This window comes from Azorhizobium caulinodans ORS 571, from assembly GCF_000010525.1.
Taxonomy (GTDB): domain Bacteria; phylum Pseudomonadota; class Alphaproteobacteria; order Rhizobiales; family Xanthobacteraceae; genus Azorhizobium; species Azorhizobium caulinodans.
Genome location: NC_009937.1, coordinates 2,218,358 through 2,243,568 on the forward strand (window position 1 = coordinate 2,218,358; position 25,211 = coordinate 2,243,568).

Sequence of the window (25,211 nt, forward strand, 5' to 3'; positions counted from 1 at the left end):
GAACGGATCGGCCGGCGCGCCTCGGAGCGCCGGACGCGGGCTGCTGGCCGCTCGCCGGGCACGGCCGAAGACCAACAGGCAAAGCTCCCTTCATGATGTCCCAGGTCGCAGACGTTGCCCCGTTCCCTTCCGCTTCCGCACGCGCAGCGGCCTGGACCAGCCGCCCGGCGGGTCGCTCCGCGCGGCTGGTCGCCTTGCTGCTGGCCACGACTGCACTCTCGGCCCCGGCGGCCAGGGGCGGGGAACTCCCCACTTCCGGCAGTGTCGTCTCCGGCAGCGCGGCGATCTCGGTGCCGTCCGCCACCAGCGTGCTCATCACCCAGACGTCGCGCAATGCCATCATCAATTGGGGCTCCTTCTCGGTGCGCGCGGGCAATGCCGTGCGCTTCGAGAATGGGAGCGGGGCAACACTCAACCGCGTCACCGGCCTTTCGCCCTCGCAGATCGACGGCAGCCTCTCGGCCACCGGCAGCGTCTATCTGGTGAACCCCAACGGCATCACGGTCGGCCCCACCGGACAGGTGACGACAGGCGGCAGTTTCATTGCGTCCACCCATGACGTGTCGGATGCCGAGTTCAACGCCGGCGGCGCCATGACCTTCCGGGGCTCCAGCACTGCCAGCGTCATCAATTACGGCAGCATCGGCTCGCTGGGCGGCGACGTGGCGCTCATCGCCCGCAAGGTCGAGAACGCCGGAACCATTTCCGCGCCCAACGGCACGGTGGGTCTTGCCGCCGGCTATGAGGTGCTGGTGCGCGATGCCGCGCTCTCGGACGGCAAGTTCGTGGTGAAGGTGGGCGGCGGCGATACGGAAGCCAAGACCACCGGCGTCATCAAGGCCGCCGAGGCGGAGCTCAAGGCGAATGGCGGCAATGTCTATGCGCTGGCCGGCAATACGGAGAGCCTCACCAAGGCCACCGGCGTTGCCAGCAAGGGCGGCCGCATCTTCCTCACCGCCGGCGATGGCGGCAACGTCACGGTCACGCAGAAGCTCTCCGCGCGGGCGGCGGCATCGAACGGCAAGGCCAAAGGCGGCGAGATCCGGGTCTCGGGCGGCACGGTGAAGGTGTCCGGCAAGCTCGACGCCAAGGGCGAAGGCGATGCGGGCGGCACCATCGTCGTGACGGGCCGGGACATCCAGCTTGCAGCGGGCGCCGACCTCGATGCGAGCGGCGCCACGGGCGGCCTCGTCCTCGTTGGTGGCGACTATCAGGGCGGCAAGGACGCCACGACCAAGTATCTCGCGGAGGATGTGGCGACCGCCACCACCACAACGGTGGAAGCCGGCGCGAGCATCCGGGTGGACGGTACGGCGGGTGCAGGCGGACGGACCGTGGTCTGGTCGGACGGGACGACGCGCTTTGACGGGACGATCAGCGCCACCGCGGCGGGGACCGCCGCGGGTGGCGATGCGGAAGTCTCGGGCAAGGTGCGGCTCGCCTTTGACGGCACGGCGGACCTCAGGAGCGAGAGGGGAGCTTTCGGCACGCTGCTGCTGGACCCTTACAACCTGACGATTTCGGCGGCGTCGGGCAGCGGCATGTCCGGCTTCAACGCCAACGCCAACAACAGCGTCCTGAATGCCACGACCCTGACCAATGCCCTCGCCACAGCGAACGTGACGGTGACGACGGGTTCCGCCGGGGCGCAGGCCGGTGACATCACAGTCGCGACGCCCATCAACTGGAGCAGCGGATCAGCCCTGACGCTCTCGGCCTATGGCTCCATTGCTGTGAATGCGAGCATCACCGGCGGCACGGGCTCGTCCATCCTGCTGCGAGCAGATAACACCGGCACCGGAACCGGCACCGTGACGTTCGGGACCGGCGCGACGCTGAGTGCGGGAGGCGGCGTCTCGATTTTCTACAATCCGAGCAGCTTTGCGGCACCGACCGACTATTCCGCCCGCGTCGCCTCGGGAACGCTCACCGCCTACATGCTGGTGAACACGGTCCAGGATCTCCAGGACATGAACACCAACCTCAACGGCATCTACGCGCTGGGCCGGGACATTGACGCCAGCGCAACCACGAGCTGGAACGGCGGCGCGGGCTTTCAGCCCGTGGGGACAAATTCCAGCTATTTCTACGGCACACTCGATGGCCAGCTCCATGTCATCTCGGGACTGTTCATCAACCGTGGCAGCCTGACCGCCGTCGGATTGTTTGGCGACCTCGCCCCCGGCGCAGAAATCCGCAATCTGGGTCTTGTTGGTGGCAGCGTCACGGGTGGCATCGCCACAGGCAGCCTTTCAGGTATCAACCACGGCATCATCACGAACGTTTATGCGTCCAGCGCCGTAACAGGCCAAGATTATGTGGGCGGGCTGATCGGCTATAACACCGGAACGATCTCGCAGGCGTACGCCACGGGCACGGTTAGCGGCAACGACAAGGTTGGTGGGCTGATCGGCATCAATGGCACGGGCGCCGGGAACAGCACGATCTCCAATGTCTACGCCACAGGCTCGGTCAGCGGTAGCAACTATGTTGGCGGCCTCATAGGCGCCAATTATGGTGTGCTCATCAACGCTTATTCCAGCGGTGCCGTCAGCGCGAGCACATCCACCAGCGTCGGCGGACTGATTGGTGACAACACCAACGGCGTTTCAATCACCGCATCGTTCTACAATACGCAGACGACGGGGCAGGCCAACGGCGTCGGGTCCGGTTCCTCAGGCGGCGTCACCGGGCTAACCACCGCGCAGATGCGCGATGGCTCAACGACCTCCGGCGGCTTCTACGCCCTGGCGAGCGCCGCCGGCTGGGATTTCACGACGGTCTGGGCCCGCCCCAATGCCTTGACCAGCCAGTCGAGCGATGGCCAGCGGCATTATGCCGAGCTCTATGCCGTCTCGGGTGTCGTCGGCGTCAATGCCACAGGCACCATGACCTACGGCGATGCCAGCCCGGCATGGACCTACACCTATTACGGAACGGGGAGCGGCTATGGCAATTTGGTCACCGCCAACCCGGCCTATGCCTCGGGCGTGACCTCTGCCAGCGATGTAGGGACCTATGCCGTTGCCCTGTCCGGTGGCAGCGGCACGTCGTGGGGAGGACGCTTGACCCGCTTTGTCAGTTCGGGATCCGTGACTGTCATACCCGCGACGCTCACGGTGACGGCGAACGGCGGCAGCATGGTCTATGGCTACGCTGCGCCTGCGCTCGGCTACACGGCCTCCGGCTGGAGGAATGGCCAGGGCGACAGCCTGCTGTCCGGCGTCTCGGTAACGACCAACGCCACGTCTACGTCCAATGTGGGCACATCCTACACCAGCAGTGCCAGCGGCGGCTCGCTGTCGGGCGCCGCATCGGGCAATTACACGCTGAGCTATGTGGACGGCAGCGTCTCCGTCACGCCCCGCGCGCTCACCGTCACTGCCGGTGCCCAGTCCATGATCTATGGCGACAGCGTGCCCGGCCTGACCTATGCGTTGGGCGGGGCAGGTCTGGTGAATGGCGATACGCTCACCGGCGCGCTCGTTACATCCGCTTCGTCGACGGCCAGCGTGGGCAGCTACGCCATCACGCAGGGCACGCTGGCCGCGTCATCCAATTATTCAGTGACCTATACGGGTGCCAACGTCTCAGTCACCGCCCGGCCTCTCACCGTTACCGCCGACGCGCAGTCGATGGTCTATGGCGATGCCATACCTGGGCTCACCTATGCGGTGGGAGGCGCCGGCCTGGTGAATGGCGACACCCTCAGCGGAGCGGCGGCGACGGGTGCCTCTTCCGCCTCTGGCGTCGGCTCCTATGCCATCACGCAAGGCTCCTTGGCCGCTTCGTCCAACTATGCCCTCAGCTATGTGGGGGCGAACCTCTCCGTCACGCCCCGACTGCTCACCATCACGGCGGACCCCAAGTCCATGACCTATGGCGACAGCCCGCCGGGGCTCACTTATGGGATCGGCGGGGCAGGTCTCGTGAACGGCGACACTCTGAGCGGAGCCCTCGCCACATCCGCTTCGTCCTCGGCCAACGTGGGCACCTACGCCGTCACGCAAGGCACCCTGGCCGCGTCGTCCAATTATGCCGTCACCTATACGGGCGCCAATCTCGCCATCACCCCGCGCGCGATCACCATCGCCGCCGACGCCCAGTCCATGATCTATGGCGACAGCGTGCCGGTCCTGACCTATACGCTCGGCGGAGCAGGTCTGGTGAATGGCGACACGCTCACCGGCGTGCAGGCCACGTCCGCGTCGTCCATGGCCAGCGTCGGCACCTATGCCATCACGCAAGGCACCCTGGCGGCGTCGTCCAACTATGCCGTGACCTATATGGGCGCCAATCTGGCCGTAACGCCGCGCGCGCTCACGATTGCCGCCGACGCCCGGTCCATGACCTATGGCGCCAGCGTGCCGGTCCTGACCTATACGCTGGGCGGAGCAGGTCTGGTGAATGGCGACACGCTCACCGGCGTGCAGGCCACGTCCGCTTCGTCCACGTCCGGCGTCGGCACCTATGCCATCACGCAGGGCACGCTGGCGGCCTCGTCCAATTACGCGGTCACCTATTCCGGGGCCGGCCTTTCGGTGACGCCGCGCCCGCTCACGGTTACGGCCAACGCGACGTCCATGACCTATGGCGACGGCCTGCCGCTCCTCACCTATGCGATCGGCGGCGCAGGCCTCGTGAATGGCGACACGCTCTCCGGGGGGCTCACCACCTCCGCCACGTCGTCTTCCATCGTGGGCCCCTATGCCATCGGGCGGGGAACGCTCTCGGCGTCTCCCAATTATGCGCTCACTTATGTGGGCGGCGCCCTGTTGGTCCTTCCACGTCCTCTCACCATAACGGCGGATGACCAGACGCGCGCGACGGGCGCGCCCAATCCCGCTCTCAGCTACCGGGTCGGGGGGCGTGGGCTGGTGAACGGGGACACGCTCTCCGGGACGCTCGCAACCTCCGCTGGCCCCCTGTCGATGGTGGGTAGTTACCCCATCACCCAGGGCAGCCTGTCCGCCGGCGCGAACTATGCCTTGACCTACAGTCCGGGGACGCTAACCGTGGTGGGATCGACGCAGACTCCCGCCTTCATCGAGACGCGGGCCTCGGACGAGGTGGTCGTGACAGAGGCAACGGAAGGGCTTGTGACAGCCGTGGACCAGACGCCCCAGATCGTGCCTCCGCCCACCGTCGTTTCATGCGACGGCGGGGCCGGCGGCCCCTGCAGCCTGTTCCCGGTGCCGGAGAATCGGCCCTCCGCCTCCTTTCTCAGATTCCGGGGTGAGTGAGGGATGAGCGCTCCCCGTTCCCCGATCATGCGCACCGGCGCGCTGGCGCTGGGCGTCGTCCTTCTTCCCGCCACGGCCGCCTTGGCGCAGGTGATCGCGCCGGTGGAGCGCAACCTGCCGCCGGTGATCTCGGGGCAGGGGCGGCTCGTCATCGGGCCGCAGGATCTGGCCGGCAGCCCGGACGACACGCCGCTTGGCGTGGCCCTGTCCGGCATCAGCCTCATCGGGCCGAAGGAGAGCGTGGCGAAACGGGCAGGGCGCGGCATCCGCATCGGCGCCGTGGGCGAGATCGACCGCGCGGCCCTCACGCAGGCGCTGACGCCCTTCCTCGGACAGCCGCTCTCGCGCAAGCGCATCGCCGACATCCAGGCGGCCATCGCCAAGGTCTATCGCTCGGCCGGCTATCCCTTCGTCTCCGTCACCCTGCCGCCGCAGGAAGTCACCGGCGGCGTCCTCACCTTGCGCGTGGTCGAGTTCCGCACCGGATCGGTGAAGGTCTCGGGCGCGGAACCGGGCACCGAGGCTGCGCTCTCCGGTCGCGTGCGCGCCGTGCCCGGCCAGCGCATCGCCTCCGACGCGCTGGAGGAGGATCTGGCCTGGCTCAACCGCTCGCCCTATCACACGGTCAACGGCGTTTTCGCGCCGGGGGATGAACTGGGGCTGAGCACTCTCACCCTGGAAGTGACGCCACAGAAGCCCTGGCAGGTGTTCGGCGGCTTGTCCAACACCGGCACCCACTCCACGGGCTTCGACCGCTACTTCGCGGGCTTCGGCGCCGCGCTGCCCGGCCTGCCTGAGAGCTATCTCTCCTATCAGATCACCGGCAGCCCGAACTTCTGGAGCGATCCGGCCGCGGTCGGCACCGGACCGGACCAGCCGAGCTATTACAGCCAGGCCGGGCGCCTCGTGATCTCCACCGGCGCCCGCCAGAGCCTCGAATTCGTGCCGAACTATGTGGCGACCCGCCAGAATGCGCAGGGCGCCACCTTCGCCTATGACAACCAGACGCTGGAAATCCCAGTGTACTACCGCACGGCGCTCTCTAATCTGGTGCCGGGCCTCTATGCGGGCGATCTCATCCTCGGGGCCACGGGCAAGACGGTCTCGCGCACCAGTTATTTCAGCGGGTCGGACATCGGCGGGGCGAATGCGGACCTGTTCGAGCTGATCGCCGGCTGGTCGGTTTCGCGCTCGGACCCCTTTGGCACCACGAGCCTGGATCTCAAGCTCATCGGCAATCCGGGCGGGGTGATCGGCGGCAACAGCGCCGCACAGTGGAGCCGCTACAGCGGCGGGCGGGTCACGGACGTGACCTATGTCTATGGCACCGGCGATCTCAACCGGGTGACGCGCCTGCCCGCGGGCTTCAACTGGGTCAGCGACCTGTCGGGCACGGCGGCGGGCCAGCCCCTGCCGGACACCGAGCAACTGAGCCTCGGCGGTCTTTACGCCACGCGCGGCTACACGCTGGACGACGGCACGGTGGACACGGGCCTCGTGTGGCGCAACGAATTGCGCACGCCCACCTTCGCGCTGCTCTCGAGCCTCGGCGTTGCGGGTGTGACCGATCAGGTGTCGCCATACGCCTTCCTCGACCTCGCCTGGGGCCGGGCCTATGGCTATCAGGGCGTGCTGGGGGCCGTGCCGCACAACGACACGTCGCTGGCCGGCCTCGGCCTCGGCCTCGACTACACCCTCAACCGCAACCTCACCGCAACGCTCGTCGGCGGCGTCGCCCTCACGGACGCCACCTACACCAAGGCCGGCGACTTTACCCTCCAGGCGCGGGTGTATGTGAGCTATTGAGGGCTGGCGAGGTGCTGGCGGCTGAGATCGGCCGGTTCACCTGCCGATGGTGATGTGAACTGGCGGACGATCGTCCTATAAGCACTGATTGGTTCCGGATGGCTTCCAGCAGCATCCGGCCGCTTCATCCATACCATTCGCTGGTCAGCGCAAGACTGGAAGCATGCCCGCGGGCCGTCACAGGAGAAACGCGTGCGTCCCATCGCTCGCCGTTGCCCAAAGCGATCCAATACCCGGCCAGACGATGAAGAGGAAGTGCTGGCGCGCCCTAGGGGAAACGGCGGCCGGACGGCCAAGTCCCTGATATGATTGGTTTATAGCAAGCTGCAATGTGGCATGAATGTAGCAGTTTGGCGTGCCAACGCCAACACATCACGTGCGCGACGCTCTTCGCTTCACATACTCTGATTTGGTGTTTGCTCTGGAACGAGCATTGCCTCTTGCGGTGTAGGGGGCAGCCCTCAGCGTTTGAAGGGTCGCGTTGTCTCCTAGACGAGAGCTTTTGCGAAGGCGGCGATGGCGCGTTCAATGGCGGCATCGTCGATCTCGCGATGCGTGACGCAACGTAATTTTTGTTTTCCCCACGGCCGGGTGAGGAGGCCGATGCCTTCCAGACGCTGGACCCACGCCCCGCTGTCGCGGCCGGATCGCGACACGTCGATCTGGATGATGTTCGTCTGTGGGCTGCTCGCCGAAATCGTGCCGGCCAGCGCATTGACGCCCTCGCTGAGGCGCCGGGCCCGGCGATGGTCCTCGGCGAGGCGCGGTCCCATGGTGCGCACGGCTTCAAGCCCGGCCGCGGCCATGATGCCAATCTGCCGCTGTGCGCCGCCGAGCATCCGCCGCAGGGGGCGGCACTTCGCGATGGTGTCCCTCGGGCCGGCGAGGATGGCCCCCACCGGTGCAGACAGGCCCTTGGACAGGCACAGCGACACGGTGTCGGCGAACTGCGCGATCTCCGCCGGGCGCACATCCAGCGCCACGGCGGCGTTGAACAGACGCGCGCCGTCGAGGTGCACGCGCGCGCCACGGGCATGGGCGAGGTCGTGGACGGTGCGCATGTGCGCGAGCGGGAGCACGGCGCCGCCGGCATTGTTGTGGGAGGTTTCCATGCCCACGAGCGCGGTGCGCAGGCGATGGCCGGTGGCGGTGAGCGCGTCTTCAAGCGCGTTGACATCCATCGCGCCGGCCGTGCCGGGAACCGGGAGATAGAACAGCCCGGTCAAGGTGCCCGATCCCCGTTCAGAGGTGTAGATGTGGGCGGAGCTTTCCAGCACCACCTGCTCGCCACGCTCCGCCTGCGCGAGAATTGCAAGGAGATTGGCCATGGTGCAGCTCGGCACGAACAGGCCCGCCTCCTTGCCCAAGGTCTGGGCCGTATAGGCCTCCAGCTCGCGGGCCGTGGGGTCGCCGTCGAGGCCATCATCACCCACTTCGGCAGCCATCATCCGCTCGTACATGGCGGCGGTGGGACGGGTCACGGTGTCGCTGCGCAGATCCACGGGCGCCTGATCTGCGGACGGCCGCGCCAGCGTTCCCGCGACATTCTCTTGGACCGACATCGTGGCACCCTACTGCTTGAGAATCTTGGAAAGGAACAGTCGGGTCCGCTCGTGCCGGGCCTCGACATGGTCGAAGAATTCGCTCTTGGGGCAGTCCTCAATGATCCGGCCGGCATCCATGAAGATGACACGGTCGGCGACGTGCCGGGCAAAGCCCATCTCGTGCGTCACCACCATCATGGTCATGCCCTCGCGGGCGAGGTCGGTCATGACCTCGAGCACTTCCGTCACCATCTCCGGATCGAGCGCCGAGGTGGGCTCATCGAACAGCATGGCGAGGGGATCCATCGACAGCGCGCGGGCGATCGCCACGCGCTGCTGCTGTCCGCCCGAGAGCGTGCCGGGAAACGCGCTCGCGTGGGCGACGAGGCCGACCCGTTCGAGCAGCGCAAGGCCACGCGCCCGCGCATCCGTCCGGCTGCGCTTGAGCACCTGCATCTGGCCGAGACAGAGATTGTCGATGACGCTGAGGTGCGGAAAGAGTTCGAAGTGCTGAAACACCATGCCGGTGGTGGCCCGCAGGCGCGGCAGGTTCGTGCGACGGTCGCCCACCGATATCCCGTTGACGATGATCTCGCCTTGCTGGAAATCCTCCAGCGCGTTCACCGTCTTAATGAGGGTCGATTTCCCCGATCCCGACGGGCCGCACACCACCACAACTTCGCCCTTGGCGACCTGCGTGGAGCACGCGTTCAGCACCTGATGCGGGCCGTACCACTTGCTGACATTCCTGATTTCGATCATCGGGCTGCTTTCAGGAGCGGAGATCATCGAGCCACCTTCCAGCGCAGTTCCAGGCGCTTCACCAGACGAGAGGCGGCGAAACAGATGACGAGATAGACGACGGCCACGAAGACGTAGAACTCTGTCAGGCGGCCGTCCCGCGCGCCAACTTTCGACGCCGCGCCGAGAAAGTCGGTGAGACCGACGACATAAACGAGGGATGTGTCCTGGAAGAGCACGATGAGCCGCGTCAGGAGCGACGGCGTCATATTCCGGATGGCCTGCGGCAGGACGACCTTGAGGAAGGTCTGCCGGCGGGTCAGCCCCAGCGCGAGGCCGGCGGAGATCTGGCCGCGCCGGATGGACTGGATGCCGCCACGTATGATCTCGCAGAAATAGGCCGCCTCGAACAAAGTGAAGCTGACCAAGGCGGAGCGGAAGGCACCCACCTGGATGGGCCGGCTCGACCCCACGAGCCATGCGCCGATGTAAGGCACGAGGAAGTAGAACCAGAAGATGATCAGCACCAGCGGCACCGACCGCACGAGATTGACATACAGCGTCGCCGGTACGGACAGCAGCCTGAGCGGCGAGAGGCGCAGAACGGCGAGCAGGATGCCGAGACCGAATCCCATGGCGCCCGCAAGCACCGTGAGGCCGAAGGTGAGACCGAGCCCGTCGCCGAGCAGGTAGGGCAGGGCGGCCGCGATGGCGCCGAAGTCGAAGGACCCGTTCATGACTGCGCCACCCGCGCCGGACTGCTGGCCGCAGCACCGATGAGGCCGGGCACGGCGAGGCGGCGTTCGAGCCAGCGCATGGCCAGCACGATGCAGCCGTTGATCACCAGATAACCCACGGTCGCGGCGCTGAAGGCCTCGAAGATATGGAAGCTCGCTTCCTGCATCGCGCGCGCCTGGCCGGTCAGCTCCAGCAGGCCGATGGTCATGGCGACGGAGGAATATTTCACGATCGCCATGAACTCGGAGGTGAGCGGCGGGATCATGAGGCGGAAGGCTTCGGGCAGGACCACATGCCGATAGGCCATTACCGGCGTCAGCCCCAGCGCCAGCGCCGCCTGAAGCTGGCCGCGCGGCAACGACTGGATCCCTGAGCGCATTTGTTCCCCGATCCGGGCCGACCCGTAGAAGGTGAGGCACAGCAAGGCGGGGACGAAGGCGTTCCAGGGAGCCGGCATCCCTTTGATGGCCTGACCGATCGCCTTGGGCAGCACCTCGGGCAGCACGAAGTACCAAAGGAACATCTGCACCAGCAGCGGGATGTTGCGGAAGATCTCCACATAGGTGGCGCCGATGGCATTCAGCACCGGCGCCCGGGTGGTGCGGAAGACGCCCAGAATGGAGCCGAACACAAGGGCCCCCGCCGCCGTCGCGCCGGTGAGGCCCAGTGTCCACAACACACCAAGGCCGAGGTTATAGAGATAGCTGTGAACGCCATCCGACGAGAGGTCGAGAAAGACGCTCCAGCTCCAGTCATACTTCATCGCCCGGATCCGCCAGATGCCGCTCGGGGTGTGGAGCGCGGACCGCGCTCACTGATAGTCGGCCGGATCTCCGGAATCCGTCGGCTTGGCAAGGGCCCGCTTCAGGGCATCGCTCATGGGATACTTCAGGTTGATGCCGCGCGGCGGGATGGGCGCGTTGAAGTACTTGTCATAAAGCGCGGCGACCGTTCCGTCCTTGATCAGCTTCAGGACCGCATCGTCCACCAGCTTCTTGAACTCCGGATCATCCTTCGGCTCCATGATGCCGTAAGGCGCGATCTCAAGGCTCTTCGTGCCGATGATGAAGGCGTCGGGTGTCTTGGAAGAGGCGACCTGGCCATAAGCCAGCCCGTCGTCATTGGCGGTGCCGGCGGCGCGGCCGGTCTCCACCATCAGGAAGGCCTCGCCCGTGTCCTTGGCGCCAGCGACGGTGATGCCGTAATTGCCCTTCGCATTGATCTGGGAAATGACCTTGAAGGTCTGTCCGCCGGCCTGCGCGGCAATGGTTTTGCCCCGGAAGGACGCCGGGTTATTCACGTCGACGCCACCGTCCTTGCGCGCCATCAGAACCACCTGCGCCACGAAGGTCGTGGGCGCGAAGGCGACCAGCTTGTGCCGCTCCACATTATTGGTGGTATTGCCGCATTCCAGATCGATCGTGCCGTTGGCCAGCAGCGGAATGCGCGTGGCGGAGGTGGTCGGGTTGTAGCGGATGTCGAGCTTGGGGAGATTGAGCGCGGATTTGATCTCGCCGGCGATCTTCTCGCAGATCTCCACCGTGTAGCCGACGGGCTTCTGGTTGCCGTCGAGATAAGCGAACGGCACCGACGTCTCGGGATGGCCGAGCGTGATGGTGCCCGTCTGGCGGATCGCGTCGACCCGGCTATCGGCAAGAACAGGCCCCGCAAGTGCGACCCACGACACGGCGACGGCGATACCGGCAAGCGCTTTCATAAGTGTCCCCACTGGCATGGCGGTGTTACCGCTCGTTCTTCATGGCAAGGAATATGACAAGCCTCCATCATGAGGCATAATTCTAATTGATAGGCATTCCATACGGATCTGATATGGCACGACGGCGCATGGGGCTGCAGCATATCGAGGCGTTTCGCGCGGTGATCCAGACCGGATCCATGACCGAGGCGGCGCGCCGGATGCACACCTCCCAACCGCAGATCAGTCGCCTGGTGGCTCAACTGGAGCAGATCGCCCAGTTTGCGCTGTTCGACCGGAGCGGGAGCCGCGTCTTTCCAACCGCCGAGGGCACGCGCTTCTTTCAGGAGGTGGAGAAGGCCTTCACGGGCCTGACCACCTTGGAGGCGGCCGCGCAAGGCATCCGTTCGTTCCGGGCCGATCGCCTGCGGGTCACGGCGATGCCGCGGCTTGCCAGCGGGCTTCTCACCCGCATCGCCGCCAACTTCATGATGGACTATCCCGAAGCTATGGTTTCCATCCGCTCGGGAACCGCGACCACCGTCCATGAATGGGTTTCGTCAGGATTGTGCGACGTCGGGCTGGCGATGCTCTATCAGGAGACATCGGGTGTCGAAGTGGAGCCGCTCTTCACCGGCCAGTGCGTCGCCGTACTGCCGACGGGCCACCCGCTTGCCGCGCGTGATGTCCTGACGCCGGCGGATCTGGCCGAACAGCCCTTCATCGCCTCGCCCAGCGGCGGGCAATTGGCCGAGCGGATCGATCAGGTCTTCAATGCGGCCAACGCGCGCCGCCGCATCGTCGCGGAGACGGATCTCGGCGCCTCCGTCTGCACGTTGGTGGGCGCGGGCCTCGGGGTCAGTGTCATCAATCCGCTCGCCGCGCATGAGGAGCGGGAAAACGCGGGCTTGCTGATCCGTCCCTTCCAGCCGGCGATCGCGACCACCGTCGCGCTCATCTACCCGCCCTATGTCGCCCGCAGCCGGTTGGTCAGCGTGTTCAGCGATTATGCGCGCAGGCGGGTTCAGCAAGAGTTGACCTTGATGGCTTAAGGGCAGCCGTCGGGCAGGGAGACGCCCTTCGGTAAAGGCGAGCACCCCCAGAACATTTGCATAAGCCGCTTATCTTACTGGCGGAGTTCGCTGCGACCGATTCCCAGTGGGGCCGTCGCGTCGGACGCGCTCGCATTTTGCCGAACACCCGTTTTCGGAGCGCGGCCGCGTTTCAAAAGACGTGGAGTTTCAGTGGCTTGTTGACATGTTCGTGGTATTATGATATTGTTACAGCGGCGCTAGACGCCTCTTCACACACAGCGAGATCATCATGAGCCGCAAGCCTGCAAAGCTGGCGACGACGACGCACGTCGCCCTCTTCACCACCACGGAGCCCTTCGGCGCTGCCATCGCCACGGGCGTCGATGCCGAGACGGCGTACGCTCTGGCGCACTCCTTCGCCTGCGTCGCCGTCGTGCTCGACGACCGCCTGCCAGAGGGCATGCTCGGGCGCCTCAAGAGCGTGGCCCTCTCGGCGGATGCCGAGGCCTTGTCCCTGCCGGAGATCGAGGTCGACGTGATCGAGGCGCTGACAGAGCTGGCCGTACAGCAAGGCCATATCAAACGACCGCCGGAGACGGCCGTGGGCGGCGATCAGGCCGGCGCGGCATCTGATCTGGCCGAAAGCGAGAACGCGGCTGGAGCGACTCGCGAAGCCAAGGAAACGGCATCTGCCGCGCTTGAGGCTGATGGCACGGCCATACTGTCTGATGCGGCGGCGGGGGACTTATGGGCCCGCATCGCGGTCGGCCATGTGGTGCTGGCCCCGGATTATGACGATGGCGCCTTCTGCGGCTTCTGGCTGGCACAGGTCAGGGCGATGCGAGGGGACGTGCTCACCCTGGAATGGACAGGTGAGTATGCCGATCAGCCCTCTTTCGAGTGCCATCTGAGCGCGCTTGGGCTGATGCATCCGGGGTGTGGCGTGCAGCAATGAGGGAACAAAACAGGAACTGAGCGTTGGAGGGCGGCCTCGGCCGCCCTCCTCATTTTCATCGGGCAGACAGGGCGCCTTGGCATGTCGCCGCTCTGCCCCAGCCTTCTAGGGCTTCTCATCATGCAAGATCATCGTTTCAAGGGCTGCGTGCAGCGTGCACGCAGAAGGATGGCCTGCGTCTTTTTCTTGGCCGTCATGGCTTATGGACCGGCATCGGGCGTCGATGCCGCAGAGCGGAGCTATCCGGACCGGATCTTCCGGCAGACCTATGTGCTGCCAGAAGGCCTCAAGGCTGACGATCTGTCTGGCCTGCAGATGACCTTGGGCCTGACACTCTCGGCCCAGGCGCCGGGTCTCCAGCCCTTCAATGCCGAACTGACACAGGCGATGGGTGGCCAGTGTGCCGCCGTCTTCGCGGGGCGCACCGGGCGATATGTGCCGGCGACGCCAGCGCAGTTCGCCATTGCCGAGAAAGCGGCGGCGATGCCGGCTTCGCCGCCGATACCGGCGGACAGCGTCGCCTTTGCCTGCGCGGCGCAGTCGATGCTGTTCCAGCTGGCGCAGATCGACGCCAGGGTCTCGGACGCGCAACTGGCCGATCTCGCCCGCGAGGTTCAGCGCCGGTTTGCGGCCGATTGGCTGTCGCTCGATCTGTTGCGGCAGCCCGGCCTCGCCGAGGCGGCCCAGCGCTATGTTGCCCTGTTCCGGCGCGTCAGCCTTCTGCGACGGGTTGGCGGCGCGGTGCCGGACGATCTGCCGGCCTGGTTGCTGGAGGGGCAGGTGCGGCAGGGCCTGCTCGCCCTTCAAGATGCCAGGGCCTTCGGGGCGCTCGACCAGACGGTCACAGCCGGCGAAAGCCATTGGCTCGCGGCCCAGCCCCGGAGGGCGAAATGACCGTTCGCCTGGTCGATCCCCGCACTGGCGCCTTTATGGACATCAAGGTTGGCTTCAGCTGGAGCCTGCTGCTCTTTGCAAGCTGCCTCGGCATTCCGTTGTGGCTGCGGCGTCTCACCCCCTGGGCGGGACTGGCCTGTGGCCTGCTGCTGATGAACTGGTTCATCCTCAGTCAGGGTGGCCGTGCGCCTTCAAACACGCAGGCCTATGCGTGACCTGCCCCTATTGAGTGGTCCGGCTTGTGTCTAATGCATTGTGGGCCTGTTGGGCGCATTTGATGTTGGCGGCACCTGCGGCACGATAACGGCCGGTGCCGGAGGCTTGTAGCCGAGCGCGGAGTGTGGCCGCTCGGTGTTGTAGTGCCGGCGCCAGTCCTCGATGACGATCCTCGCCTCGGCCAGGCTGTAGAAGATCTCACCGTCGAGCAGTTCATCCCGGAGCTTGGAGTTGAAGCTCTCGCAATAGCCATTCTCCCACGGCGAGCCGGGCGCGATGAAGGCCGTCCTGGCCCCGACGGCCGTGATCCAGTCCCGCACCGCCTTGGCGATGAACTCCGGGCCATTGTCGGAACGGATATGGCTGGGCACGCCCCGCAGCACGAACAGGTCCGTCAGCACGTCGATGACCGCGGTCGAGTTCAGCTTGCGGTCAATGCGGATGGCCAGGCACTCCCGTGTGAACTCGTCGATCACGTTCAGCATGCGGAACTTCCGCCCGTTGTGGGTGCGATCCTCGACGAAGTCATAGGACCACACATGGTTGGGATGCTCCGGCCGCAGCCGCAGGCAGGACCCGCCGTTGAACCACAGGCGCCCCTTCTTCGGTTGCTTGCTTGGCACTTTGAGCCCCTCCCGCCGCCAGATCCGCTCGACCCGCTTCACGTTCACCACCCAGCCGGACGCCTGCAGCAATGCCGTGATCCGCCGATAGCCATAGCGACCGTATCGGGTGGCCAGTTCGATGATGTCCGCGGTCAGGCCCGCCTCATCGGCACGGCCCACTGGCACCTTGCGTTGCGTGGATCGATGCTGCCCCAGAACCCGGCACGCGAGCCGCTCCGATACGCCGAGCTTGGCCACGACGTGCGCGATGCAGCGACGGCGACGGGCGGGGCTTAGAAATTTCCCGACGCGGCTTCCTTCAGGATCAGCTTCTCCAGCGTCAGGTCCGAAACCGCCTTGCGCAGCCGTTCGTTCTCCTTCTCCAGATCCTTCAGCCGCTTCACCTGGTCGCTCTTCAGCCCGCCGAACTCCTTGCGCCAGCGATAATAGGTGAACGCCGTCACCCCGATGGCCCGGATCGCCTCCGCAACCGGACGCCCCTGCGACACCAAAACGTCGACCTGCCGAAGCTTCGCGACGATCTCTTCCGGCTTGTGCTTCTTCTGCGCCATCGCGCCATCCTCCAAAGGCTCAAAAAGCCTACTTCACGGAGGACCACTTTTCAGGGGGCAGGCCAGCGCTCTGCGCGCGTGAGGATGCCGCCCAGCAGGGCGAGCGTCTTGTTCACCGTCTGGGCGCTACGTGCCGGATATTTCGAGAGGTCCCTCTTCAAGAGCTCCGGCAGCGGGAGCTGAATGAGCTTGTGGGGAAGGGATTTGGGCAGGGCCGCCAGCGCGTCACGGAACGCGCGGCCTTGCGCCTTGCTGATATCGGCGATCGGCATGTCGCCATGCATCTCGACGAAGCGCTGGACGGCCCGGCTGGCCTCGAAAATCGAGTCTTCACGAGGCTTCTTGGCGCCGCGTCCCCCGCCGCCCTTCCAGTGTTCGAGAGCCGCGTTGATCGTGAGGCCTTTGGTCGTCGCTGCCTCGGATGTTGCCGGCGGAGGAGGGGGAGACGGCACGTCTTCGCCGTTCAGCCGGGCTTTGATCCCATCGAAGGCGCGACGCTGGGCGCGCAGGAAGGCCAACTCAAGCTGGCGCCATGCGGGATCATCGGGATGCAGTACAAGGCCGGCTCTGCTCACCGCTTGGTTGACGAGTTCACTGACGTCCTCGCCCGGCCTCATGCGCGCGAGTTCTCCACGGCGCTCCCGATCGAGGAAGGTGATTAGGTAGTCGTAGAGCTGGAGGTCGGTGTCGCTCATGCCGCTCTCGCGTTGAGGGCGACGGTTGAAGGTCGCGTCAAACCCGAGACCTTTCTCGCGAAAGGCCTCGTCGCCGCGCAAGATGCGGCTCTCGTGCGCAATCGCCAACGCCTCGATCTGCGTGGGTGTGATGGAGGCGGCAGGCCCTTCCTTCACGAAGGCGCGTGCGGCGTCGACCAAGGCGTGGGTGGCAGCGATCTCGGCCAGCACCTTGCGTTCGGCCACGGCGGCCTCGTTCGTCTTGAGCGAGCGGACGAGTTCCCGCTTGAAGCACTTCGTAGCCGTGTTGATGAGGGGCTGCAGCGAGGCGGGGGCGCCGAAGGGCACGGCCTTTCCCGCGAGATCATCCGGCAACGGGAAGCGAAATTCATAGCGGCCAGCACGCCGCTGAACGTACTTCATTCTACGCATCCGAAAAGGCCATCCGTAGCATGCAAGTGTAGCACTCGCAGCTCGTCAAACCATTATCAGATCAAGAAACTTTGCCGCACAAGGCCTTGCAAAGCGAGTGGCGCGCCCTAGGGGAGTCGAACCCCTCTCTCCACCGTGAAAGGGTGGCGTCCTAACCGATAGACGAAGGGCGCAGCGCGCGAGGGCCCTTATAGGGGGGGGATCGGTGCGCCGCAAGTGCCTGTCGCACCGCGATCCCTCTCCTGTGGGTATGTTCAGAGAAAATCCTTGGCTGGCAACGTATCGCGGTCGTTTCCTGCCGCAATCGGCCGGCAGGCAGGACCGTGACGGGTGCCCGTCGGCGAACGGCAGGGGAGGGTCACGCTCTCAAGGATATCTGGGCTTGAGGAGAGGCGCGGTCGCCAGACGGGAGCGGCCGGTCTCCGGGACGGCGCTGCCGGTGCGCGCTGCGACAACTCGCAGACAGCGGCAACGGATGTGTCGATTGCGAGCATGCCGGCTGCGAGGATGCCGGCCGGTGTCCACCACCCAACAGCCTCACAGGCGCGACAGATGGAGAGACGGGCTCCGGCGGCCGAGGCCTGCCGGAGCCCGTCCCGTTCAGTGGTGAATGCTCACCACTTGCCAGTGTTCGGCAGGGAGGCCCAGGGCTCCTCGGGGGCACGGGCGCCGCCCTTCTGGAGCAGTTCGACGGAGATGTTGTCGGGCGAGCGCACGAAGGCCATGTAGCCGTCGCGGGGCGGGCGGTTGATGGTCACGCCCGCTGCCTGCAGCCTGGCGCAGGTGGCGTAGATGTCGTCCACCTCGAAGGCGAGATGGCCGAAGTTGCGGCCCTCGCCATAGGCTTCCGGGTCCCAATTGTAGGTGAGTTCCACCTCGGCGACGCCCGCCTGTCCGGGGGCGGCGAGGAAAACCAGCGTGTAGCGTCCGGCCGGCACCTCCTTGCGGCGGACTTCGACGAGCCCCAGCTTGTTGCAGTAGAAATCCAGCGAGGCGTCGAGATCCGTGACGCGGACCATGGTGTGGAGATAGCGCATGGCTGATCCTTGGCGGGGAGGGAAAACCTGGCGGGGCGCCGGCGGGGCAAAGGTATGATTTTCGAAGCCGATCTCAAGACCGCCCAGCGTGAACTGGCGGACTTTCTCACCGCCGCCGACCGGGCGGTCGCCTTTACCGGGGCTGGGCTCTCCACCGAATGCGGCATTCCCGATTTCCGGTCCCCCGGGGGCCTGTGGAGCCGGAACAAGCCCATCGCCTTCGGCGACTTCCGCGCCCATCCGGCGGCCCGAAACGAGGCCTGGCGGCGCAAGTTCGTGATGGACGCATCCTTTGCGGGCGCGCAGCCGGGGCGGGGACACAGGGCGCTTGCGAACCTGCTGGCGCAGGGGCGGCTCTCGGGGATCATCACCCAGAACATCGATGGGCTGCACCAGGCCTCTGGCGTGCCGGACATGGATCTGGTCGAACTGCACGGCAACGGCACCTATGCCACCTGCCTCGACTGCCGGCGGCGCTATGAGCTGGGATGGGTGAAGACCCGCTTCGAGGCGGCGGGTGGCATCGCGCCCGATTGCGAGGCTTGCGGCGGGCCGATCAAGTCGGCCACCATTTCGTTCGGCCAGGCCATGCCGGAGCGGGAGATGGCCCGCGCGGCGGCGCTCACCGATACGTGCGACCTCTTCATCGTGCTGGGATCGTCGCTGGTGGTCTATCCTGCTGCCGGATTTCCGCTCATGGCCCGGCGCAACGGCGCGCGGCTCGTCATCGTCAACCGCCAGCCCACCGACTTCGACGAGATGGCGGATCTGGTGGTGCGGGACGATATCGGCGATGTGCTGGAGCCCTTCCTCTAGCGCGCCGGCGGTCCCGCAGGTGCCGCAGCGGACGCGCGAGGGGAAGGAGCGGGGGGGGCCGAAAATGTCGCGTCGCGCTGCAACGAAAGGGTGTGCGTCGCTGCGGTAACTTGCTATCCTTGAGGTTCCTCTCGGTTCGCGCATGCGCGGTTGTCGGGGTTGTCATGGGGTCTGACGCACTGGGTCTCGGGCCGCAGTTCACCAGTCCTTCGGAAGATCCGGCGGAACGGCCCGTCGATCTCTTGGAGGTGTCAGGGGCCGTCAAGTGGTTCGATGCCGCCAAGGGCTACGGCTTCATCGTGCCCGATGACGGAGGTCCGGATGTGCTCGTGCACGTCACCTGCCTGCGCCGGGACGGCTTCACCACCGCCATGGAAGGGGCCCGCATCGTTTGCGAGGCCGTGCGCCGCTCCAAGGGTCTTCAGGCCTTCCGCGTGCTGTCGCTGGACCTGTCCACCGCCGTCCAGCCCGTGCCCCAGCCCACCCGCAGCCGTGTCCATGTCGCCCCGTCCGGCGGGTTCGAGCGGGCCACGGTGAAATGGTTCAACCGCATGCGCGGCTTCGGCTTCCTTTCGAAGGGCGAGGGAACGCCGGACATCTTCGTGCATATGGAAACGCTGCGGCAGCAGGGCCTGACCGAACTGCGGCCGGGACAGAGCGTGCTGGTGCGCTATGGCGACGGCCCGAAGGGCCTCATGGCCACCGAGGTGAAGGCGGAGGACGCGCCCGCCGGCGCCCATTGACGCTGCGGCGCCCCGAATGGCCGGGCTCGGAGGACTTGCCAAGCCGCGCCCTTCGGCCCACACCAGCGCCAGCACTCCTCTCCAAGGGATCCCGATGATTGGTCCGGCTGTACTGTCCCGCATGCCCTCCGGGCGTTCGGCGTGCCACCTCCTGAGCCGTCTGGCGGCGGCCTGCGTTGCGCTCTGCCTGCTGGCGTTTGGCGCCGGTTCTGCCGTCCACGCCGCGAGCCTTGAGCCGGTGGAGATCGTCACCCGCAAAGGCGTGGTCATGATCGAGGTGGAGGTGGCGCGTACGCAGGAACAGCGGGCCACCGGCCTCATGTACCGCAAGAGCCTGCCCGAGCGCCAAGGCATGCTGTTCGATTTCAAGAGCGACCAGCCGGTCTATATGTGGATGAAGAACACCTTCATTCCGCTCGACATGCTCTTCATCCGCGCGGATGGCTCCATCGCCCGCATCGCGGAGAATACGACGCCCTTTTCCGAGGCCACTATCTCCTCCGGCGAGCCGGTGCGGGCGGTGATCGAGATCGGCGGCGGGGAAGCCCGCAAGCTGGGCATCGCCACCGGTGACAAGGTGGGCACCCAGCTCTTCAGCGGGAACTGATCCCGGCCTTCACGGCCGTCGGCATCACCGCAGGCGGCGTGGAGAGGCGGAAGGTCAGGCCCTCGGGCGCATAGTCGGCGGCCACGGTGCCATTGAATGCACCCGCCAGCGCCTGAAGCAGGAACGTACCGAACCCGGTACGGTTCGGCGGCTGCACCGGTGGGCCGCCGCGCTCCATCCAGTTCAAGGCGAACCCCTCGAGCGCCGGCGGATGATCGGCGCTCCATTGCACGCTGACGTGTCCGTCCGGCGTGGACAGGGCGCCGTGCTTCAGGGCATTGGCAGCCAGTTCGTTGATGGCGAGGGAGAGCGTCAGGCCCTTCTGGGGCGGGATGTCGAGTGCCGGACCTTCCAGCGTGATCTGGTTGCCGGCCGACTGATAGGGCGACAGGCTCTTGCGCAGCAGAAGTTCGATGGGCGTGCTCGCCCAGTTGGACTGCGTCAGCGCTGAATGGGCGTTGCCGAGCGCCGCGAGGCGCGCATTGAACATGTCGCGCGCCTCGGTCAGCGAACCCGCGAAGCGGAAGGTCTGGTGGGCAATGCCGCCGACGATGGCCAGCGTGTTGCGGATGCGGTGCTCCAGCTCGCCATTGATGAGCTTGACGTCCCGCAGCGCAGCCATCTTGCCGGTGGTCTCGATGACCGTATCCAGCATGCCGGCGACGTTGCCGTCGTCATCGAGAAGCGGGCTGTAGCAGAAGGTGAAATAGGCGTGCTCGGGCTGCCCGTTACGCTCGATTACGAGGGGGAAATCCTCGATGAAGGTGGCTTCTCCCGCGAAGGCCTTCTGCTGGATGGCCTCCACCTGCGGCCACACCTCGCTCCAGATCTCGTTGAACGGGCGGCCGAGCGGCGCCGGCTTGCTGCCGAGGATGGGCAGGAACGCGTCGTTATAGAGGGTCGTCAGCGACGGGCCCCAGATCACCGCCTTGGGAAAGTGCGAGGCCAGCATGAGGCCGACGGCACTGCGCAAGGAGACGGGCCAGCTTGAGATCGGGCCGAGCGGGGTCGTGGACCAGTCGAAAGCACGGATCGCCCCCGGCATCTGTCCCGGTGCTCTGAGAAAAGCATACTCGACGTCGCTACCGGCAGAGGTCCGCATCGTTTCTTCAATCCCGCGTGCGGGAGATCACCCCGGACACTGTGAAGACAGCTATGGCACCGCTGGGGCCGGAGGCGCAAGGGCGAAGCCGGCAGGCACACGTGGCGAGGCTTCGCTCACCACAGGGTGGCGGCTGCCGCTCCGACCATCTGGATGCATGTTCCCGCCGCAAGGCAGCAGAAGCCGATGGTGGCGGCATGGGTCTGGTTCATCAGGGCATGAACCATGGTCATTTCCGGAGACTCCCCGTTTTCGCGGACCGTGCCGTCGGCATTGCGGGCTTTCGCCGGATAATCGAGGCCCATGAAGGCGGATTTTCCGACGATGAGTGCACCGAAACAGGCAATGAAGAGCCCGACCACGACGATAGCGGCAGGAATATCCAGCACGATACAGCTCCGCGCCCGTTTTATGACCGGTATCATCATCCCATTGCTAGCTGTCGTGAAGCTGGCTTTCCTCTAGACCGGTTCAGCTTAGTCTCCGGACCGGCTCCTTTTTGGTCGGAAGCTTTCGGCGCGCCCGTCGTAATTGGGAACAACACAAAGGCGGCTTTAACGGTCAGGCCACTGATGAAAAGATGCTCATTTTCTGGCGTTGGCCCGGTTTGCCGTCTGCCTGAACGGCGATCGTCTGCATACGGACGAGGGCATCACCTGTGCATGACGTGTGTGTTCGTGGCCGGGTGGGTCTCGCGCCGGTCGCCTTCGTTGCCAGCGGATCGCCGGGTGCTCTAGAGTGCCGCAGCTTCAGGCTGGCGTGAGATGCGGCTCCTTCTTGTCGAAGATAATCTTGAACTCGCCGAGTGGCTGGCGAAGATCCTGCGGCGGGACAATTTCGTCGTGGACGTGCTGCATGACGGCGAGGCGGCCGATCACGCGCTGAGCCTCGAAACCTATGATCTCGTCATCCTCGATTTGACCTTGCCCGGCATGAGCGGCCTCCATCTGCTGCGTCGCCTGCGCGGGCGCAACGACGCCGTGCCGGTTATCATCCTCACCGCCAATGCCAGCCTCGACGGGCGCGTCGCCGGGCTCGACGAGGGCGCGGACGACTATCTGGCGAAGCCTTTCGACATGGCGGAGCTTGAGGCCCGTATCCGGGTGCAACTGCGCCGCTCTGCCCGGCGGGCCGATCCGATCATAACCTGCGGTGGGCTGGCCTTCGACACCAAGACCCGCCAGTTCCGCCTGGGGGAGGCGCCGCTCAGCCTCACACCGCGCGAGCATGCGGTGCTGGAGGCGCTGCTGGTGAAGACCGGCCAGACGGTGAGCAAGGCGCAGCTGTCCCAGACCATCTTCGGCCTCGATGATCTCGCCGATCCCAGCGCCATCGAAATCTATGTGCACCGGCTGCGCCGCAAGCTGGAGGGCAGTGACGTCTCCATCGTCACCTTGCGTGGCCTCGGCTACCTGCTGCGCCATGCGCATTAAGAGCCTGCGCCTCCAGCTTCTGTGCTGGCTCCTGCTGCCGCTCGCGGGGCTCATGGCGCTCAATGTCTGGACGAGCTTCCGGCAGGCGCGGAGCACCGCCGATCTCGTCACCGACCGCACGCTGGACGCTGCCGCGCGCGCCGTCGCCGAGGATGTGCGGGTGGATCGCGGTGTCATCGACGCGGTCGTGCCGCCGGTCGCGCTGGAGATGTTCGACACGGGTCATCGGGACCGCGTCTATTACCGGGTGGATACCGACGCCGGGCGTCTTCTCGTGGGCTATCCGGATCTGCCCGTCACGTCCGAACGCCTGAAGGACGGCATCCCCGCGCATTTTGCCGACACCTATCGCGGCGAGCCCCTGCGCCTCGCGGCCCTGCGCTACCCCGTGGTGGGCGCCGGCGACGGCGAGCGCATCGTGGTGGTGGTGGGCGTCACTCTCGCCGGCCACGGCGCCATGGTGCGGGAATTGTGGGTGGGCGGCATGGTCCGGCAACTGCTGCTGCTGGTGGCGGCGGCGTTTCTCGTTCTGCTTGGCCTGCGGAGGGGCCTCGCCCCTTTGATGCGTCTGCGCGACGCTGTGCGCGACCGTGACCGGAACGACCTCACGCCCATCTCGGACACTGCCGTGCAGAGCGAGCTGCGTCCGCTGGTCGAAGCCCTCAACGCCTATATGGGCCGCGTGGAGGGGCAGATGGCGGCCCAGCGGCGCTTCGTGGCCAATGCGGCGCATCAGTTGCGCACGCCGCTGGCCCTGCTGGCGACGCAGGCCACCTTCGCCCGCCGCTCCGGCAATGGCGTGGAACGGGACCAGGCACTGGCGGGCGTCGAGGAATCCACCCGTCGCCTCGCCCGCCTCGCGGCGCAACTCCTCACCTTGTCCCGGGCCGAGCCCGGCGGCCGGCGGCCGCGGGACGAGGTGATCGACCTCGCCGATTCCACCCGGCGGGTGATGGAAGGCCTCGCGGATTTTGCCATCGAGCGCGGCATTGATCTCGGGCTCGACGTGCTCTCAGAAGCAACAGCCGCAGGGGACGGCGCCATGCTGCGCGAGGCGATCGTGAACCTCGTAGACAATGCACTGCGCTACACACCGACGGAAGGCACCGTGACAGTCACCGTCTCGGGCGGCCCTGACGGTGCGGTCCTGGTGGTGGAAGATTCCGGGCCAGGCATCCCCCCAGAGGAGCGGGAGCGGGTATTCGAGCGCTTCTATCGCCTGCCGGGCACGCCCGGGGATGGGTCCGGCATCGGTCTTTCCATCGTGCGAGAGGTGGTGGAGGGGGCAGGCGGCCACCTTGTGCTCGGCACCTCGGTGGCGGGCGGCCTGAGGGTGGAGATGCATCTGCCGGAAGCCACGCCCGATTGAGCGTGCAGTCTCGCAGACGAAAATGGCCGGGGAGGCCCCCGGCCATGGATGACGCGATACGGGAGAGGGCTTGCCTCAGTTCTGCTCGTGGAACGGAACGGGACGCCACTTCACGAGGCGGTTCTCCACCAGCGTGATGAGGAATTCCATCACCAGCGCCAGCACGGCGAGGATGATCATGGCGGCGAACACGCCATTGGCGTTGAACGCGCCCTGGGCGGTGGCGATGAGCAGGCCGACGCCCTGCTTGGCCCCGAGGAATTCGCCCACCACCGCGCCCACCAGCGCGAAGCCGAAGGAGACGTGCAGCGAGGCGAGGATCCAGCTCATGGCCGAGGGAATGATGACGGTCGTGGTGATCTTGAAGGGGGAGGCGCCGAGGATCTGCGCATTGGCGATCATCGCCCGGTCCGCCTCGCGCACGCCCTGGAAGGCGTTGGCGAAGACCACGAAGAACACCATCACCACGGCGAGCGCCACCTTGGAGGGCATGCCGAGGCCGAGCGCGATGATGAAGATGGAGCCCAGCACGACGCGCGGAATGGAATTGGCGATCTTGATATAGATGGAGAAGACGTCCGCCAGCAGCTTGTTGCGGCCGAGCAGGATGCCGCACACGACGCCGCCCACGGCGCCGATGATGAAGCCGAGGACGGTTTCCTCCAGCGTCACCACGATCTGCGTCCACAGCGGGCCCTGCGAGGTGCCCTCGGTGATCCAGATCCAGATCTGGTCGGCAATGCCCGAGGGGCTGGCGAAGAAGAAGGGATCGATGAAGCCGGTCTCGGCGCCGATCTCCCAGAAGCCGAGCACGGCCACGAGGATGGCGATGCGCAGGGTGATGACGAGCGTGCGCCGGGCCTTGATGCGGGCGCGGGCCTTGGCCTCGATCTCGGCCTCGGAGGGAATGGCGCGGGGCGCGGGGGCGGCGGCAGCCACGGGCTGGGCGGTCAT

At 66.2% G+C, this 25,211-nt stretch carries 22 protein-coding genes and 1 tRNA gene; 11 read left to right on the forward strand and 12 right to left on the reverse strand.

The window, feature by feature from the left end:
- The first annotated feature begins 92 nt into the window (after positions 1-92).
- Both AZC_RS09955 and AZC_RS09960 read left to right on the forward strand, forming a co-directional pair.
- On the forward strand, positions 93-5,243 hold the full coding sequence (locus AZC_RS09955; protein ID WP_012170449.1) for a beta strand repeat-containing protein: 5,151 nt from the start codon (positions 93-95) through the stop codon (positions 5,241-5,243).
- 3 nt (positions 5,244-5,246) lie between these two features.
- Entirely contained in the window at positions 5,247-7,049 is a 1,803-nt protein-coding gene (locus AZC_RS09960; RefSeq protein ID WP_012170450.1) for a ShlB/FhaC/HecB family hemolysin secretion/activation protein, read from the forward strand.
- A 488-nt stretch (positions 7,050-7,537) separates the two neighbouring features.
- Here AZC_RS09960 and AZC_RS09965 read toward each other — a convergent pair whose 3' ends face one another.
- From AZC_RS09965 to AZC_RS09985, 5 genes are read right to left on the reverse strand one after another with little or no spacing between them, the layout of a single operon-like run.
- A complete protein-coding gene (locus AZC_RS09965) occupies positions 7,538-8,611 on the reverse strand; it encodes a threonine aldolase family protein (protein ID WP_012170451.1) in 1,074 nt (357 codons plus the stop codon).
- Positions 8,612-8,620: 9 nt separating this feature from the next.
- Positions 8,621-9,355: an amino acid ABC transporter ATP-binding protein gene (locus AZC_RS09970; protein ID WP_043879170.1), complete on the reverse strand. Its 735-nt coding sequence runs from the start codon at positions 9,353-9,355 to the stop codon at positions 8,621-8,623.
- A gap of 23 nt (positions 9,356-9,378) precedes the next feature.
- Complete coding sequence (locus tag AZC_RS09975; protein WP_012170453.1) at positions 9,379-10,071, reverse strand: amino acid ABC transporter permease; 693 nt, start codon at positions 10,069-10,071, stop codon at positions 9,379-9,381.
- Entirely contained in the window at positions 10,068-10,835 is a 768-nt protein-coding gene (locus tag AZC_RS09980; protein WP_012170454.1) for an amino acid ABC transporter permease, read from the reverse strand. Before AZC_RS09980 ends, AZC_RS09975 begins: the two co-directional genes overlap by 4 nt.
- A 48-nt stretch (positions 10,836-10,883) precedes the next feature.
- Complete coding sequence (locus AZC_RS09985; protein WP_043879171.1) at positions 10,884-11,789, reverse strand: amino acid ABC transporter substrate-binding protein; 906 nt, start codon at positions 11,787-11,789, stop codon at positions 10,884-10,886.
- A gap of 128 nt (positions 11,790-11,917) precedes the next feature.
- On the opposite strand from AZC_RS09985, the gene AZC_RS09990 reads away from it, so the two are divergent.
- From AZC_RS09990 to AZC_RS10005, 4 genes are all read left to right on the forward strand, one after another.
- The gene (locus AZC_RS09990; protein ID WP_043879172.1) at positions 11,918-12,820 is read left to right on the forward strand and encodes a LysR substrate-binding domain-containing protein; all 903 of its coding nucleotides are present in this window, start codon (positions 11,918-11,920) and stop codon (positions 12,818-12,820) included.
- 271 nt (positions 12,821-13,091) lie between these two features.
- Positions 13,092-13,757 (forward strand): hypothetical protein, encoded by a 666-nt coding sequence (locus tag AZC_RS09995; protein ID WP_012170457.1) that lies wholly within the window; start codon positions 13,092-13,094, stop codon positions 13,755-13,757.
- An 81-nt stretch (positions 13,758-13,838) separates the two neighbouring features.
- Positions 13,839-14,651: a hypothetical protein gene (locus AZC_RS10000; RefSeq protein WP_012170458.1), complete on the forward strand. Its 813-nt coding sequence runs from the start codon at positions 13,839-13,841 to the stop codon at positions 14,649-14,651.
- Positions 14,648-14,866 (forward strand): hypothetical protein, encoded by a 219-nt coding sequence (locus AZC_RS10005; RefSeq protein WP_043879174.1) that lies wholly within the window; start codon positions 14,648-14,650, stop codon positions 14,864-14,866. Before AZC_RS10000 ends, AZC_RS10005 begins: the two co-directional genes overlap by 4 nt.
- 30 nt (positions 14,867-14,896) lie before the next feature.
- Here the strand turns inward: AZC_RS10005 and AZC_RS10010 are convergent.
- The 4 genes from AZC_RS10010 to AZC_RS10030 form a co-directional block, all read right to left on the reverse strand.
- Positions 14,897-16,044, reverse strand: a protein-coding gene (locus AZC_RS10010; RefSeq protein WP_148209833.1) for an IS3 family transposase whose coding sequence is annotated in 2 segments (ribosomal slippage) — positions 14,897-15,780 and positions 15,780-16,044 — 1,149 coding nt in all. Because the reading frame shifts where the segments join, the coding sequence is not laid out codon by codon here.
- 50 nt (positions 16,045-16,094) lie between these two features.
- On the reverse strand, positions 16,095-17,141 hold the full coding sequence (locus tag AZC_RS10020; protein WP_043879175.1) for a DUF6538 domain-containing protein: 1,047 nt from the start codon (positions 17,139-17,141) through the stop codon (positions 16,095-16,097).
- Positions 17,142-17,248: 107 nt separating this feature from the next.
- Positions 17,249-17,323, reverse strand: a tRNA-Glu gene (locus AZC_RS10025).
- A 441-nt stretch (positions 17,324-17,764) separates the two neighbouring features.
- A complete protein-coding gene (locus AZC_RS10030; RefSeq protein WP_012170461.1) occupies positions 17,765-18,187 on the reverse strand; it encodes a VOC family protein in 423 nt (140 codons plus the stop codon).
- A 54-nt stretch (positions 18,188-18,241) separates the two neighbouring features.
- Here AZC_RS10030 and AZC_RS10035 point away from each other — a divergent pair, with 54 nt between their 5' ends.
- The 3 genes from AZC_RS10035 (at position 18,242) to AZC_RS10045 (ending at position 20,353) form a co-directional block, all read left to right on the forward strand.
- Positions 18,242-19,003: an SIR2 family NAD-dependent protein deacylase gene (locus AZC_RS10035; RefSeq protein WP_012170462.1), complete on the forward strand. Its 762-nt coding sequence runs from the start codon at positions 18,242-18,244 to the stop codon at positions 19,001-19,003.
- A 164-nt stretch (positions 19,004-19,167) separates the two neighbouring features.
- Positions 19,168-19,746 (forward strand): cold-shock protein, encoded by a 579-nt coding sequence (locus tag AZC_RS10040; protein WP_012170463.1) that lies wholly within the window; start codon positions 19,168-19,170, stop codon positions 19,744-19,746.
- 121 nt (positions 19,747-19,867) lie between these two features.
- Positions 19,868-20,353 (forward strand): DUF192 domain-containing protein, encoded by a 486-nt coding sequence (locus AZC_RS10045; protein WP_043879176.1) that lies wholly within the window; start codon positions 19,868-19,870, stop codon positions 20,351-20,353.
- Here the strand turns inward: AZC_RS10045 and AZC_RS10050 are convergent.
- Both AZC_RS10050 and AZC_RS10055 read right to left on the reverse strand, forming a co-directional pair.
- Entirely contained in the window at positions 20,340-21,398 is a 1,059-nt protein-coding gene (locus AZC_RS10050) for a sensor histidine kinase (RefSeq protein ID WP_070097003.1), read from the reverse strand. The two genes, AZC_RS10045 and AZC_RS10050, sit on opposite strands and share 14 nt — an antisense overlap.
- Positions 21,399-21,571: 173 nt before the next feature.
- Positions 21,572-21,844 (reverse strand): hypothetical protein, encoded by a 273-nt coding sequence (locus tag AZC_RS10055; protein WP_043879177.1) that lies wholly within the window; start codon positions 21,842-21,844, stop codon positions 21,572-21,574.
- 375 nt (positions 21,845-22,219) lie between these two features.
- Here AZC_RS10055 and AZC_RS10060 point away from each other — a divergent pair, with 375 nt between their 5' ends.
- Both AZC_RS10060 and AZC_RS10065 read left to right on the forward strand, forming a co-directional pair.
- Complete coding sequence (locus tag AZC_RS10060) at positions 22,220-22,888, forward strand: response regulator (RefSeq protein ID WP_012170467.1); 669 nt, start codon at positions 22,220-22,222, stop codon at positions 22,886-22,888.
- Positions 22,878-24,257 carry a sensor histidine kinase gene (locus tag AZC_RS10065; RefSeq protein ID WP_043879178.1) on the forward strand — a complete coding sequence of 460 codons (1,380 nt, stop codon included), beginning with the start codon at positions 22,878-22,880 and terminating at the stop codon, positions 24,255-24,257. Before AZC_RS10060 ends, AZC_RS10065 begins: the two co-directional genes overlap by 11 nt.
- Before the next feature lie 75 nt (positions 24,258-24,332).
- Here AZC_RS10065 and AZC_RS10070 read toward each other — a convergent pair whose 3' ends face one another.
- Positions 24,333-25,211 (reverse strand): ABC transporter permease, encoded by an 879-nt coding sequence (locus tag AZC_RS10070; RefSeq protein ID WP_012170469.1) that lies wholly within the window; start codon positions 25,209-25,211, stop codon positions 24,333-24,335.

Excerpts from the sequence above, each read along its gene's own strand:
- AZC_RS09955 (WP_012170449.1), top strand. The coding sequence starts at position 93 with ATGATGTCCCAGGTCGCAGACGTTGCCCCGTTCCCTTCCGCTTCCGCA.
- AZC_RS09960 (WP_012170450.1), top strand. The coding sequence starts at position 5,247 with ATGAGCGCTCCCCGTTCCCCGATCATGCGCACCGGCGCGCTGGCGCTG.
- AZC_RS09965 (WP_012170451.1), bottom strand. The coding sequence starts at position 8,611 with ATGTCGGTCCAAGAGAATGTCGCGGGAACGCTGGCGCGGCCGTCCGCA.
- AZC_RS09970 (WP_043879170.1), bottom strand. The coding sequence starts at position 9,355 with ATGATCGAAATCAGGAATGTCAGCAAGTGGTACGGCCCGCATCAGGTG.
- AZC_RS09975 (WP_012170453.1), bottom strand. The coding sequence starts at position 10,071 with ATGAACGGGTCCTTCGACTTCGGCGCCATCGCGGCCGCCCTGCCCTAC.
- AZC_RS09980 (WP_012170454.1), bottom strand. The coding sequence starts at position 10,835 with ATGAAGTATGACTGGAGCTGGAGCGTCTTTCTCGACCTCTCGTCGGAT.
- AZC_RS09985 (WP_043879171.1), bottom strand. The coding sequence starts at position 11,789 with ATGAAAGCGCTTGCCGGTATCGCCGTCGCCGTGTCGTGGGTCGCACTT.
- AZC_RS09990 (WP_043879172.1), top strand. The coding sequence starts at position 11,918 with ATGGGGCTGCAGCATATCGAGGCGTTTCGCGCGGTGATCCAGACCGGA.
- AZC_RS09995 (WP_012170457.1), top strand. The coding sequence starts at position 13,092 with ATGAGCCGCAAGCCTGCAAAGCTGGCGACGACGACGCACGTCGCCCTC.
- AZC_RS10000 (WP_012170458.1), top strand. The coding sequence starts at position 13,839 with ATGTCGCCGCTCTGCCCCAGCCTTCTAGGGCTTCTCATCATGCAAGAT.
- AZC_RS10005 (WP_043879174.1), top strand. The coding sequence starts at position 14,648 with ATGACCGTTCGCCTGGTCGATCCCCGCACTGGCGCCTTTATGGACATC.
- AZC_RS10020 (WP_043879175.1), bottom strand. The coding sequence starts at position 17,141 with ATGAAGTACGTTCAGCGGCGTGCTGGCCGCTATGAATTTCGCTTCCCG.
- AZC_RS10030 (WP_012170461.1), bottom strand. The coding sequence starts at position 18,187 with ATGCGCTATCTCCACACCATGGTCCGCGTCACGGATCTCGACGCCTCG.
- AZC_RS10035 (WP_012170462.1), top strand. The coding sequence starts at position 18,242 with ATGATTTTCGAAGCCGATCTCAAGACCGCCCAGCGTGAACTGGCGGAC.
- AZC_RS10040 (WP_012170463.1), top strand. The coding sequence starts at position 19,168 with ATGGGGTCTGACGCACTGGGTCTCGGGCCGCAGTTCACCAGTCCTTCG.
- AZC_RS10045 (WP_043879176.1), top strand. The coding sequence starts at position 19,868 with ATGCCCTCCGGGCGTTCGGCGTGCCACCTCCTGAGCCGTCTGGCGGCG.
- AZC_RS10050 (WP_070097003.1), bottom strand. The coding sequence starts at position 21,398 with ATGCCGGGGGCGATCCGTGCTTTCGACTGGTCCACGACCCCGCTCGGC.
- AZC_RS10060 (WP_012170467.1), top strand. The coding sequence starts at position 22,220 with ATGCGGCTCCTTCTTGTCGAAGATAATCTTGAACTCGCCGAGTGGCTG.
- AZC_RS10065 (WP_043879178.1), top strand. The coding sequence starts at position 22,878 with ATGCGCATTAAGAGCCTGCGCCTCCAGCTTCTGTGCTGGCTCCTGCTG.
- AZC_RS10070 (WP_012170469.1), bottom strand. The coding sequence starts at position 25,211 with ATGACCGCCCAGCCCGTGGCTGCCGCCGCCCCCGCGCCCCGCGCCATT.